Genomic DNA, 13,192 nt, shown 5'->3' with positions numbered 1-13,192 from the left:
AAACGGAAATCAAAGGGGGAAACATGATGGAATATGCAGCGATTCACCATCGGCCATTCAGCACTGATGCTTATTCTTATGATGGGCGGACCTGTCATATCAAGATTCGGACGAAAAAAGATGATGCAAACCGCATTCGATTTATTTGGGGTGATCCCTATGAGTACAATGACGGCAGGTGGTCGGCAAACGAGCAGCCGATGAGGAAAATTGCCGCAACAGAATTGCATGACTATTGGTTTGCTGAAGTGGTTCCGCCATTTAGGCGTTTACAATATGCATTTGTTATCACAGACGATCATGAAGACATCTTTTTTGGAAGTTCAGGTGTATGCCCTTATAACGAAAAAACGCTGGAGACGATTCATTATTATTTTAAATTGCCATTTATTCACGAAGCCGATACATTTCAAGCGCCTGAGTGGGTCAAATCAACGGTTTGGTATCAAATTTTCCCGGAGCGTTTTGCAAATGGAAGAGAAGACCTGTCGCCGGAGAATGCATTGCCGTGGGGGAGCAAGGATCCGGGCGTCAATGATTTTTTCGGAGGGGATTTGCAAGGGATTGTTGACAAGCTTGATTATTTAGAGGAGTTAGGGGTGAACGGCATTTATCTGACGCCGATCTTTTCCGCACCTTCTAATCATAAATACGACACGCTTGATTACTATTCCATTGATTCGCACTTTGGGGACCCCGAGCTTTTTCGTACATTGGTCAGCCAGCTTCATCAGCGGGGGATGAGAATTATGCTTGATGCTGTTTTTAATCATATAGGAAGCGCTTCTCCGCAGTGGCAGGATGTCGTGAAGAAAGGAGCTCAATCCCGCTATAAAGACTGGTTCCATATTCACTCTTTTCCTGTCACAGAAGACAAGTATGACAGGTTTGCATTTACACCCAATATGCCAAAGCTAAACACGGCTAACCCTGAGGTACAGAGATATTTGCTTGATATTGCTTTGTATTGGATTCGGGAATTTGACATTGACGGCTGGCGTTTAGATGTGGCAAATGAAGTGGATCACGTTTTTTGGAAGACATTCAGGCAGGCCGTATCAGCAGAAAAGCCTGACATTTATATTGTAGGAGAGATCTGGCATACGGCCGAACCATGGCTTAGAGGAGATGAATTTCATGCGGTGATGAACTATCCTTTTACAGAGCCTATGATGGAATACTTTGCTGACCGGACGATCTCAGCCTCACGTCTGGCCCACCGCGTCAATGCGCATTTGATGAATGGGATGAAGCAGGTCAATGAGGTGATGTTTAATTTACTGGATAGCCATGATACAAAACGCCTGTTGACCAGATGCCACAATGATGAGAAGAAAGCACGCGCGTTGCTTGCTTTTATGTTTGCCCAGACAGGCTCACCCTGCATCTATTACGGAACGGAAATCGGGCTGGACGGCGATAATGATCCATTATGCCGGAAATGTATGGTTTGGGAAAAAGAAAAGCAAAATCAAGAGATGCTCACATTTATGAAACGGTTAATTGCTTTACGCAAACAGGAAAACACTTTATTGACTTATGGAGATCTTGACTGGAATCTGCTGGATGACCAAAACGATTTTATTCGCTTTTCGAGGACTCTCGATGAAAAAAAACTGATTTATTTCTTTAATCAAGGAAATGCGGCTCGACATGTCAGTTTGCGAGATTTGAATATTGAAAGGGATAAGAAAATCTACGATGTATGGACAGAGCAGCCGCTTCATCATAGCGATGTGATTGCCATTCAGCCGGGAGAATTTTTCATTTTAGGTGCTGCCGCCCCTGTTTAAATTCTGTTATCGGTAACAAACCAAAATGTGTTGTAACCGCTTTCTGCAGAACCATACAATTGTGATAGATTCATAAACAGAAGGGGGAAAAGAGATGATACCTTTTAAAAAAGGGTTTGCCTTATTGGCAGCATCAGTCCTGACATTCGGTCTTGCCGCCTGTTCAAACTCAAAAGATCCGGCAAGCTCTGACGGCAAAAAAGTACTGACTGTGTCTGTCGAAGAAACCTATAAAGGTTATATCGAAAGCATAAAGACAAAGTTCGAAAAAGAGAATGATGCCACAATAAAAATCGTTGAAAAGCAAATGTTCGAGCAGTTGGAAGCGCTTCCTCTTGATGGCCCAGCAGGTAATGCACCTGATGTTATGCTTGCAGCTTACGACCGGATCGGCGGTTTGGGCCAACAAGGACATTTACTTGATATTAAGCCATCTAACACAAAAAGTTTTGGAGATAAAGAAATGCAGCAGGTGACGGTTGACGGCAAGGTGTATGGAATGCCGCTAGTCATTGAAACGCTTGTTTTGTATTACAACAAAGATCTCTTACAAACAGCACCAAAAACATTTAAAGATCTTGAAAAATTAACAGAGGATTCCCGGTTTGCGTTTGCTTCGGAAAAAGGAAAATCAACCGGCTTTTTAGCGAAATGGACTGACTTTTACATGTCGTACGGTTTGTTGGCCGGTTACGGCGGATATGTATTTGGAAAAAACGGCACAGATTCCGGAGACATCGGCCTGAACAATAAAGGGGCTGTAGAAGCGGTGAAATATGCGGAGAAATGGTTTAAAACCTATTGGCCAAAAGGCATGCAAGACAATTCAAGCGCTGACGATTTTATTCAGCAGATGTTTTTAGACGGCAAAGCGGGTGCGATCATCGGCGGACCTTGGTCAGCTGCCAACTATAAAGAGGCTAAATTGAACTACGGGGCAGCTCCTATTCCGACATTGCCAAATGGAGAAGAATATGCTCCTTTTGCCGGCGGGAAGGGCTGGGTGGCTTCAAAATATACAAAAGAACCCGAGCTGGCTGAAAAATGGCTTGAGTATGCTGCAAATGATGCCAATGCTTACGCTTTTTATGAGGATACAAACGAAGTTCCAGCCAACACGGATGCAAGGAAAAAAGCTGATGAGCAAAAGAATGAACTGACGTCAGCTGTGATTAAACAATATGAAACAGCGACGCCGACTCCAACTATTCCGGAAATGGCTGAGGTATGGACAGGAGCGGAAAGTTTGATGTTTGATGCAGTTTCAGGAAAAAAAGCGGCACAAACATCAGCGAATGATGCCGTAAACGTCATAAAGGCAAATATCAAAGAAAAGTATGTGAAATAAAACGGCGGGATCGCGTCCGGTAGAATAGAGGGCGAAAAAAATGAATACACACTATACACTTGCAAAGCAAAAACGAAAGGCAGGGCTTTTATCCATCATTCCAGGGCTTGGGCAGGTTGCGAACCAGCAGTTGTCAAAGGGGATCTTGTTTTTTGCCATCACAGGCTTGTTTGCTTTTGAATTATGCGTTTTCGGTTTTCAGGCGCTAATCGGGTTGATGACATTGGGAAGTGTTCCCGGAGAAGATCACTCACTGTTTATGCTGATTGAAGGCACGCTGCAATTGATCGTGACGCTGATTTTCCTCATGTTCTATATCTTTAATATTCATGATGCGCGTAAGACCGCCGCTATGAAAGCGGCGGGTTTGGAGGTCAATACAACGGCTAAGGATATGATCTGTCATGCGGGTGATAAAGGGTTTCCATATTTATTTACACTGCCGGCATATATCATGATGGTGTTTGTGATTATTTTTCCGGTGTTGGTGACTCTGTTTGTTGCATGTACAAACTATGATTTTTATCATATTCCGCCTACTAGTCTGATTGACTGGGTCGGGTTTAAAAATTTCTTGAATATTTTTTTCCTCGGCTCTTATCGTGAAACATTTGTGAATGTACTGGGCTGGACGGTCATCTGGACAATATGTGCAACAACGCTGCAAATTATTTTAGGTATCGTGACAGCACTTTTCGTCAATCAGGATTTTATAAAAGGCAAGCGGATATTTCGAATGATTTTTTTATTTCCATGGGCTATTCCGGCTTTTATTACAATCATGAGTTTTTCCAACATGTTTAACGACAGCGTAGGGGCGATGAATGCACAGGTGATTCCATTATTCAATCACCTGCCGTTTGTCGAGCTGCCTGCGATCGCATGGAAGACCGATCCTTTCTGGACAAAGACAGCCCTCATTATGATTCAGACGTGGCTCGGCTTTCCATATATTTATGTCATGGTAACGGGAGTGCTTCAAGCGATTCCAGATGAATTGTATGAAGCGGCAAAGATTGACGGTGCCACTTTTATTCAGCGTTTTCAACATATTACTTTCCCGATGATTTTATTTGCGACAGCGCCTGTGATGATTACCCAGTATACGTTTAATTTCAATAATTTCTCGATTATCTACTTATTTAATGAGGGAGGACCGGGGAGCGCAGGAGCGGGGGCCGGGTCGACCGATATCTTAATTTCCTGGATTTATAAACTGACAACAGGCACATCACCGCAATATTCCGTTGCGGCCGCTGTTACACTGTTAATTTCTTTCATTGTCATTGGAATTTCCCTGATTGCTTTTAAAAAATCGAATGCTTTTGGCAATGAGGAGGTTATGTAGGTGAATGTGGGAACTGCCAGAATGCTGAATAGAATCTGTACCTATTTATTTTTAACACTATTAAGTATTGTCATTATCTATCCGTTGCTGATTACGGCCTCATCCGCTTTCCGTGTCGGAAATACGGCGGCTTTCCAGCTTGATTTTTCAGGTTCTTGGACTTTGGATCATTTTAAGCGGCTATTTGACGAGACGCTATATCTTCACTGGTACAGCAACACACTTGTCATCGCGCTATCGGTCATGATATTTCAGGTTACGATTGTGACGCTTGCCGGGTATACGTATAGCCGTTATCGGTTTGCAGGCCGAAAAAAGAGCCTGGTATTCTTTTTAATCATTCAAATGGTGCCGACGATGGCAGCGCTGACTGCTTTTTACGTTCTGGCAATGCTGATAGGCGCACTCGATCAATACTGGTTTTTGACAGCGATCTATATCGGCGGGGGAATTCCGATGAACACGTGGCTGATGAAAGGTTATTTTGACACTGTGCCGAGAGAAATTGATGAAGCCGCGCGAATTGATGGAGCGGGACATCTGAGGATTTTCGCTTCCATCGTCCTGCCGCTTGTTAAGCCGATGCTTGCGGTGCAAGCGCTTTGGGCGTTTATGGCACCGTTTGGCGACTACTTGCTGGCGAAGTTTTTGCTTCGCTCACCGGAAAGACTGACCATTGCTGTAGGCTTGCAGTCCTTCATTTCAAATCCGCAGCAGCAAAAAGTCGCCCTGTTTGCGGCCGGAGCTATACTTGCCGCACTGCCGATATGCGTCTTGTTCTTTTTTCTCCAAAAAAACTTTGTGTCCGGGCTGACAGCTGGCGGAACAAAGGGGTAATTCGATGAAAAATCTGCAAAATGAAAGCTTTATCATCCGCTGCCTGAAAGCGGCTGCGTCTCCATCAGGTGTTTGCCGTTACGGGAATACATTCAGCTGGCTGCAGCTCTCCTTTCTCTTTATGTTTTTGACGGCCTCCTTGATGGTCCCGCTGACGGTTTCGTTTATGAAAATGGATCGCTTCAGCGTTTCAACTTTCATGCCATCAGCTATTGAAAAGGTTAATGATACATTTGCTGATCAATTAGAAGGTTTCCAAATCAGAAACGGAAAATTGACAGGCGGGAAGAGCTCTCAGCGGATTGAAGATGGCCAGAATTTGCTGGCGGTTGATATGAAATATGGATATCAGACAAACGGCGAAAATGGGCGATTGAAGGTAACTGGATATGATAACGCCATTGTATTTCAACCTGATCAGCTGGTGATCACTGATCAAAACGGAACGGGGTTTTCCGTTGGTTATGCAAAAATGGACGCTAAGCTCAAGAAACCAAACGTCCATGACGTAGAGGTTTTGATCGATACATTGTGGTTTGCACAGTATAAGCCAATGATCATGTTGCTGGCATATGCGGTGATTTTTATGATCCAGCTTTTGTTAACGGCCGTTCTTGCGGGGGGCATCTGGATCACAAAAATATCAAACATGATCTCTATTGCGTCATGCAAGGAAGCAGCATCTACGGCGATTTGTTCCTCAGCGCTGCCGGCATTTGCAGCAGCAGCTATCGGTATGGTTCATTTTGACTTGATTACTGTATTGATGATCCATTCATGCGGCGTCACTTTGATGATTTCTTTTGCATTTAGACATTTGGCCAAAATGCGCCGTGATAATGGAAACCTACATTCGGGAGGAAATGATGATAAATCAGCGGTTATTTGAGATTGATGAATGGAAAATCAAAACTAGTACATTTCCAAAGGAGCACCCACGGCTGCTCGAAAGCCTCACGTCTCTTGCCAACGGCTACATGGGGGTCAGGGGGAATTTTGAAGAAGGCTATTCAGGTGACAGCCACCAAGGCACATATATTGCAGGCGTGTGGTTTCCAGACAAAACGCGAGTAGGCTGGTGGAAAAACGGGTATCCGGAATATTTCGGAAAAGTGATCAATGCGATGAACTTTATTGGCATAGGCTTATATGTTGACGGTGAAAAAATCGATCTCTATCAACATCCAATCGAATCATTTGAGTTAGAGCTCAATATGAAAGTGGGGATTCTGCGGCGAAGCGCTGTGGTCCGTATTCAGGATAAAACCGTCAGACTCAGATCGGAGCGATTTCTTAGCCTTGCCGTAAAAGAACTCTGTGCGATTCATTATGAAGCGGAGTGTCTGACAGAAGATGCGGTCATTACGCTTGTTCCTTATCTGGATGGAAATGTCGCAAATGAAGATTCCAACTACGAAGAACAGTTTTGGCAGGAAGAAGCGAAAGGGGCTGATCCTCACCGCGGCCATTTAGTGGCAAAAACGATCGAAAACCCATTTGAAACACCGCGCTTTACGGTTTCAGCCGCAATGGCAAACGTGACAGAGGGCTTTGTCAGTGAAAGCTCTCAAACAGCCGGGATGTATGTCGAGAATCGCTACAGTTACCAAACGAAGGCTTCTTTGAAGAAGTTTATTATTGTCACGACTTCCCGTGATTTTCGGGAGAAAGAACTGTTAACGAAAGCGAAGGAGCTTTTGGCAGATGTTGTTGAGAACGGTTATGAAGAAGCCAAACGAAGGCACACCGATCGTTGGCAAGAAAGGTGGGCAAAAGCAGACATAGAGATTAAAGGAGATGAGGAGCTTCAGCAAGGAATCCGCTACAATATCTTTCAATTATTCTCGACATACTACGGGGGCGATGCCCGTTTGAATATCGGGCCGAAAGGATTTACTGGCGAGAAATATGGGGGTGCTGCATATTGGGATACTGAGGCATACGCCGTTCCGATGTATTTGGCGACAGCAGAGCCGGAGGTGACGAAAAACCTGCTTTTGTATCGCTATCATCAATTGGAGGCTGCCAAACGAAACGCCTCAAAATTGGGGATGAAGGGAGCACTTTATCCGATGGTGACGTTTACAGGTGATGAATGCCACAATGAATGGGAGATCACCTTTGAGGAAATTCACCGCAATGGGGCAATCTGTTATGCGATCTGCAATTATATCAATTATACAGGCGACCGTGGCTATATGGAAGAATACGGGATAGACGTTCTTGTGGCAGTCAGCAGATTTTGGGCCGACCGCGTTCACTTCTCGAAACGAAAAAACAAATATATGATCCATGGCGTCACAGGGCCGAATGAATATGAAAACAATGTCAACAACAATTGGTATACAAATCTCATTGCGGCTTGGACGTTGGAGTATACATTAGAAAATCTCGAACGTATTTCAGCGGAAAAACACCGCCTGCTTGATGTGCAGGACGAAGAGCTGAAAGCCTGGAGAAATATTATACAGCACATGTACTATCCGTATAGTGAAGAGCTGAAAGTTTTCATTCAGCATGACACATTCTTGGATAAAGACCTGCAAACAGCGGACGAGTTAAATCCAGCTGAGCGGCCTCTTTATCAGAACTGGTCATGGGACAAGATTCTTCGCTCTAATTTTATTAAGCAGGCAGATGTTCTTCAAGGCATTTACCTATTTAACGACCGTTTTACAATGGAAGAAAAACGGCGGAACTTTGAATTTTATGAACCGATGACCGTTCATGAATCAAGCCTGTCACCCTCTGTCCATGCTGTTCTTGCAGCCGAGCTCAGAAAGGAAAAGAAAGCGCTGGAATTAGTTAAGCGTACAGCTCGGCTCGATCTCGACAATTACAATCATGACACGGAAGAAGGCCTGCACATTACATCGATGACGGGAAGCTGGCTTGCGATCGTTCAGGGTTTTGCAGGCATGCGCATCGCAAATGAGACGCTGACATTTCATCCGTTTTTGCCGAAAGAATGGGACGGATATTCGTTCAAAATCAATTATCGAAACCGATTAATCAATGTTACGGTTGGTGAAACGGCTGCCATCTTTGAGCTTGTAAAAGGCGAGCCGCTGCACATGAAAGTTTATGAAGAACCGGTTGTCTTAAATGGACGATATGAAAGGAGAACGTCTGATGAGTGAATGGTGGAAAGAAGCTGTCGTTTATCAAATTTACCCGCGCAGTTTTTATGATTCCAATGGTGATGGATTCGGGGATTTGCAAGGCGTCATTCAAAAACTGGATTACATCAAAAATCTTGGGGCGGATGTCATCTGGCTCTCCCCGGTGTTTGATTCCCCGCAAGATGACAACGGCTATGACATCAGCGACTACAGAAACATGTACGAAAAATTTGGGACAAATGAAGATATGGTTCAGCTAATTGACGAAGTGCATCAGCGCGGAATGAAAATCATCATGGATTTGGTCGTCAACCACACATCAGATGAGCATGCCTGGTTTGCTGAAAGCCGCAAGTCGAAGGACAATCCTTATCGGGATTATTATTTTTGGAAAGATCCTAAACCGGATGGCTCAGAGCCGAATAATTGGGGATCGATCTTTTCAGGCTCGGCGTGGGAATACGATGAAGGGACAGGACAGTATTATTTGCACTATTTTTCAAAAAAACAGCCTGATTTAAATTGGGAAAATGAAGCGGTTCGCCGGGAAGTGTATGATTTGATGAGATTCTGGATGGATAAAGGCGTTGATGGCTGGCGGATGGATGTGATCGGCTCTATTTCCAAGCACACCGATTTTCCGGACTACGAAACGGATAACACCAGGAGCTATATCGTCGGCCGTTATCACTCTAACGGCCCCCGTCTTCATGAGTTTATTCAAGAGATGAACAGGGAAGTGCTTTCCCATTATGACTGCATGACGGTCGGAGAGGCAAACGGCTCTAATATTGAAGAGGCGAAAAAGTACACAGATGCAAGTAGGCAAGAGCTGAATATGATCTTTACATTTGAACATATGGATATTGATACAGAACATAACTCGCCAAATGGGAAATGGCAGATCAAGCCGTTTGATTTGATTGCTTTAAAAAAGACAATGACAAGGTGGCAGACCGGGTTAATGAATGTCGGCTGGAATACCCTGTATTTTGAAAACCATGATCAGCCGAGGGTTATTTCACGCTGGGGCAATGACGGTAAGCTGCGAAAGCAGTGTGCAAAAGCATTTGCAACGGTTCTCCACGGCATGAAAGGAACGCCGTTTATTTACCAGGGAGAAGAAATCGGCATGGTCAACAGTGATATGCCGCTGGAAATGTATGACGATCTTGAAATAAAGAATGCATATCGTGAACTAGTCGCCGAAAATAAAACGATGTCAGAAAAGGAGTTTCTGAAAGCCGTAACGAAAAAAGGGCGGGATCATGCGAGAACACCGATGCAATGGGATGCCGGAAAACATGCGGGATTCACTGCCGGAGACCCTTGGATAGCGGTAAATTCCCGCTATCCAGATATCAATGTGAAAGAGTCTCTGCAAGATCAAGATTCGATTTTCTATTACTATCAGAAGCTCATTCAATTACGAAAACAATATAAGATCATGATATATGGAGATTATCAGCTGCTGCAGGAGAATGATCCGCAAATCTTTTCTTACCTCCGAGAATATCGAGGGGAAAAGCTTCTCGTCGTTGTGAATTTGTCGGAAGAAAAGGCTCTGTTCGAAGCGCCTCCGGAACTGATTCATGAGCGTTGGAAGGTGCTGATTTCGAACTATCCGCATGAGCGGGCTGACTTGAAGAGCATTTGCCTCAAACCTTATGAAGCTGTGATGGGCATTAGTATATGAAAGCGGTCATTTTTGATTTAGACGGAGTGATAACAGATACTGCTGAATATCATTTTCACGCTTGGAAGCATATCGCAGAACAAATCGATATCTCCTTTGACCGAAGCATAAATGAAAGGCTAAAAGGGATCAGCAGAGAGGAGTCACTTGAAAGCATACTGATCTTTGGCGGTGCGGAAACAAAGTATACAAATGCGGAGAAACGAGAACTTATGCATCAAAAAAATCAATATTATCAAACGCTGATCAGCCAATTGACGCCGGAAAATCTTTTGCCGGGAATCGGCAGGCTTCTTTGTGAATTAAAACGTGAAAATATAAAAATCGGTTTAGCATCTTCAAGCCGCAATGCTCCCGAGATTTTAAGACGTTTGGAGATCATTGATGAATTTCATGCCATTGTTGACCCGACCGCTCTCGCGAAAGGAAAACCTGATCCCGAAATCTTTTTAACAGCTGCAGCGCTGCTCGGCGTTTTCCCGGCTGATTGTGCGGCAATTGAAGACGCTGAAGCAGGCATCTCTGCAATCAAATCTGCTAGGATGTTTGCGGTTGGAGTCGGTCATGAACAGTCAATGCTGGGTGCTGATCTGATTGTGAAGCGAACTGGTGATTTAACGCTTGATCTGTTACATGAGGAATGGGAGCAGCATAGAATCAAAAGTGTTTAAATGAAAAAACCTGCAAGAGACGCGGCTCTTGCAGGTTTTGTTATGACTATTTATCTTCTGTGTGAGTCAAAATTTTGTCAATCAGGCCGTATTCAAGCGCTTCTTCAGCAGACTTGAAGTTATCACGGTCTGTGTCGCGTTCGATTACTTCAAGCGGCTGGCCAGTACGTTCAGCAAGGACTTTGTTTAATTTGTCGCGAAGCAAGAGAATGCGTTTCGCGGCAATTTCAATTTCTGTCGCCTGACCCTGCGCACCGCCAAGAGGCTGGTGAATCATGACTTCACTGTTTGGAAGCGCATAGCGTTTGCCTTTTTCGCCTGCTGCAAGCAGGAATGCGCCCATTGACGCAGCCATACCGATGCAAATTGTAGATACCTTCGGCTTGATAAACTGCATGGTATCATAGATCGCCATACCGGCTGTAATAGAGCCGCCCGGGCTGTTGATATAAAGAGAAATTTCTTTTTCAGGGTCTTCTGCTGCTAAAAATAAAAGCTGTGACACGATGGAGTTTGCAACGTTGTCATCAATCGCAGAGCCAAGCATGATGATACGATCCTTTAATAGACGAGAATAAATGTCATACGCTCTTTCCCCGCGGTTCGTTTGTTCAATGACTGTAGGTATTAAATTCATAATGCTCCTCCTTCACCTTTTAGGTAAGTATGTAGTTACATGATACATTTTTGGTCAATAAAGGTCAAACAAAAAGCTGGCTTGATATGCAAAGTCGTCTCTTTTTCCCATTTTCCCCAAAAATACATGGGTTCAAACCATCTTATGTTAGATTGCCAAATCAGATGTATGTCTGGTTTAAAAAAACGGCTCTTGAAATAGAGGGTTGTTATTTCAATGAAATTATCGTATAATTAGTTGTGCTGACGTTCTCTTAACGCAGTCAATATGCGCTCGTAGCTCAGTTGGATAGAGCGGTGGTTTCCGGTACCACGTCTGTCGGGGGTTCGAATCCCTCCGAGCGCGTCCAATAGAACAACAGGAAAGACAAGGGTTTGGCATTTGCCGCTCTTGTCTTTTTTGTTTTGTTTCATAAATCTTTCTCGCTGTAACATAAATTTTCCTTCTCTCGGGCACGTTATGAAATGTGTGATATTGAATTTGCGAGGAGGATGAATATGGGTATTTTAAGCGGAAACCCGCAGGATGAACCGATGCATTACGGTGAAGTATTCAGTTTGTGGAGTTATGTGATGGCAGGCAATAAAATGGTCGGCAATTACCAGATGTTATTGCATCATGTCGGTGATGACGACCTGAAGAAGCTGCTTCGTGAGTCCATTGAGAAGTGCCAAGATGAAATGAAACAAGTCAGTACGATCCTGAAAGAAAACGGAGTGGCGCTTCCGCCGGCTTCTCCTGAGCCGCCGGCTGCAGATCTGAACGATATTCCGCCAGGGGCACGGTTCCTCGATCCGGATGTGGCGGCTTCTGCTGCAGCACAAAACGCTGCAGGCCTTGTGACATGCAGCAAAATTATGGGACAGTCCATTCGTGAGGATATTGCCATGATGTTTGGGCAATTCCATGTATCTAAAGCGGCAACCGGCGCAAAATACTTAAGGCTGTTAAAAAACAAAGGCTGGCTCATCCCGCCGCCGCTCCATCTTCACAACCATCAAGACGATTAATGAAAAAAGGGCATATACAGCTGTATATGCCCTTTTTTGCTATTAAGACGTCAGACGCAGGCCGATGACTCCGGCAAGGATCAGGAAAAGAGAAATCAGCTGTGGCAGCTGAAACCGTTCCTTAAACCAGATAAAACCAACCGCCGAAACGCCAATACTGCCAATGCCGGTCCAGACGGCATAAGCAACTCCGGCAGGCAGGGCCATCATCGCTTGCGACAGGCAGAAAAAGGATAAGCCAAATCCAACAGTCATCACAATGATCGGCCATTTTTTTCTAGTGCCGTCAATATATTTCATGGCAACAGCAGCTATAATTTCTTCTATGCCGGCAATCACTAATAAAAACCATGCCATTATTTTTCACCTCCGGGCTGTGTTTTGCTTTCTTTCGTAAATAGCTTCATTCCTAAAATACCGGTCAGCAATAGAGCTAAAAAGAACATTTGCGCTGCTGAGAAGGATTCGCCCAACACAATTCCGGTGATATATGTTCCAACGGTTCCGATTCCGACAAATACAGTATATGCCGCGGCCATCGGAATTTTTTGATAAGAGCGGATCAACAGGATAAAGCTGATTGCGATCAAGATAAATATGATGACCCAATCCAAAAGCGAATCGGCATGTTTAAGGGAAGATGCCCAAACCATTTCTAAAAGACCTGCAATAAAAACAAGCACCCAGTTCATATGAAACACCTCTTTATATTATGAATGAACGTCAGTCA

The 13,192-nt window shown here is 44.3% G+C and carries 12 protein-coding genes and 1 tRNA gene; 10 read left to right on the top strand and 3 right to left on the bottom strand.

Features of this window, described 5'->3' with window-relative positions:
• Nucleotides 1-23 precede the first annotated feature (23 nt).
• The 8 genes from MOC09_RS12115 (at nucleotide 24) to pgmB (ending at nucleotide 10,815) form a co-directional block, all read left to right on the top strand.
• Nucleotides 24-1,793: a glycoside hydrolase family 13 protein gene (locus tag MOC09_RS12115; protein ID WP_268370637.1), complete on the top strand. Its 1,770-nt coding sequence runs from the start codon at nucleotides 24-26 to the stop codon at nucleotides 1,791-1,793.
• A 94-nt stretch (nucleotides 1,794-1,887) separates the two neighbouring features.
• Nucleotides 1,888-3,141, top strand: coding sequence for a maltodextrin ABC transporter substrate-binding protein MdxE (gene mdxE, locus MOC09_RS12110; RefSeq protein ID WP_268370636.1), 1,254 nt, complete (start codon nucleotides 1,888-1,890; stop codon nucleotides 3,139-3,141).
• A gap of 40 nt (nucleotides 3,142-3,181) precedes the next feature.
• Entirely contained in the window at nucleotides 3,182-4,489 is a 1,308-nt protein-coding gene (gene mdxF, locus MOC09_RS12105) for a maltodextrin ABC transporter permease MdxF (RefSeq protein WP_268358165.1), read from the top strand.
• A complete protein-coding gene (mdxG, locus tag MOC09_RS12100; RefSeq protein WP_268370634.1) occupies nucleotides 4,490-5,326 on the top strand; it encodes a maltodextrin ABC transporter permease MdxG in 837 nt (278 codons plus the stop codon).
• Nucleotides 5,327-5,330: 4 nt separating this feature from the next.
• Nucleotides 5,331-6,215, top strand: a complete 885-nt coding sequence (locus MOC09_RS12095) for a DUF1189 domain-containing protein (protein WP_268370632.1) — start codon at nucleotides 5,331-5,333, stop codon at nucleotides 6,213-6,215.
• Complete coding sequence (locus MOC09_RS12090) at nucleotides 6,193-8,466, top strand: glycoside hydrolase family 65 protein (protein ID WP_268370630.1); 2,274 nt, start codon at nucleotides 6,193-6,195, stop codon at nucleotides 8,464-8,466. Before MOC09_RS12095 ends, MOC09_RS12090 begins: the two co-directional genes overlap by 23 nt.
• Nucleotides 8,459-10,144: an oligo-1,6-glucosidase gene (gene malL, locus MOC09_RS12085; RefSeq protein WP_268370628.1), complete on the top strand. Its 1,686-nt coding sequence runs from the start codon at nucleotides 8,459-8,461 to the stop codon at nucleotides 10,142-10,144. The genes MOC09_RS12090 and malL overlap by 8 nt, the downstream gene beginning before the upstream one ends.
• Nucleotides 10,141-10,815 carry a beta-phosphoglucomutase gene (gene pgmB / locus MOC09_RS12080; RefSeq protein ID WP_268370627.1) on the top strand — a complete coding sequence of 225 codons (675 nt, stop codon included), beginning with the start codon at nucleotides 10,141-10,143 and terminating at the stop codon, nucleotides 10,813-10,815. The genes malL and pgmB overlap by 4 nt, the downstream gene beginning before the upstream one ends.
• Before the next feature lie 46 nt (nucleotides 10,816-10,861).
• Here pgmB and clpP read toward each other — a convergent pair whose 3' ends face one another.
• Nucleotides 10,862-11,452, bottom strand: coding sequence for an ATP-dependent Clp endopeptidase proteolytic subunit ClpP (gene clpP / locus MOC09_RS12075; RefSeq protein ID WP_014665471.1), 591 nt, complete (start codon nucleotides 11,450-11,452; stop codon nucleotides 10,862-10,864).
• 269 nt (nucleotides 11,453-11,721) lie between these two features.
• Between clpP and MOC09_RS12070 the strand changes: the two genes are divergently transcribed.
• Nucleotides 11,722-11,797: transfer RNA gene (locus MOC09_RS12070), tRNA-Arg, on the top strand.
• Between the two features lie 152 nt (nucleotides 11,798-11,949).
• Nucleotides 11,950-12,462, top strand: a complete 513-nt coding sequence (locus MOC09_RS12065) for a DUF3231 family protein (RefSeq protein ID WP_268358156.1) — start codon at nucleotides 11,950-11,952, stop codon at nucleotides 12,460-12,462.
• A 42-nt stretch (nucleotides 12,463-12,504) separates the two neighbouring features.
• Here the strand turns inward: MOC09_RS12065 and MOC09_RS12060 are convergent, their stop codons facing one another.
• Nucleotides 12,505-12,819, bottom strand: coding sequence for a DMT family transporter (locus tag MOC09_RS12060; protein WP_268358154.1), 315 nt, complete (start codon nucleotides 12,817-12,819; stop codon nucleotides 12,505-12,507).
• Nucleotides 12,819-13,154, bottom strand: coding sequence for a DMT family transporter (locus MOC09_RS12055; RefSeq protein WP_268370625.1), 336 nt, complete (start codon nucleotides 13,152-13,154; stop codon nucleotides 12,819-12,821). Before MOC09_RS12055 ends, MOC09_RS12060 begins: the two co-directional genes overlap by 1 nt.
• Between the last annotated feature and the right edge of the window lie 38 nt (nucleotides 13,155-13,192).

Origin of the sequence: Bacillus sp. N12A5 (assembly GCF_026790125.1) — a bacterium.
Taxonomy (GTDB): domain Bacteria; phylum Bacillota; class Bacilli; order Bacillales; family Bacillaceae; genus Bacillus.
This window is presented reverse-complemented; position numbering and strand designations above follow the sequence as displayed.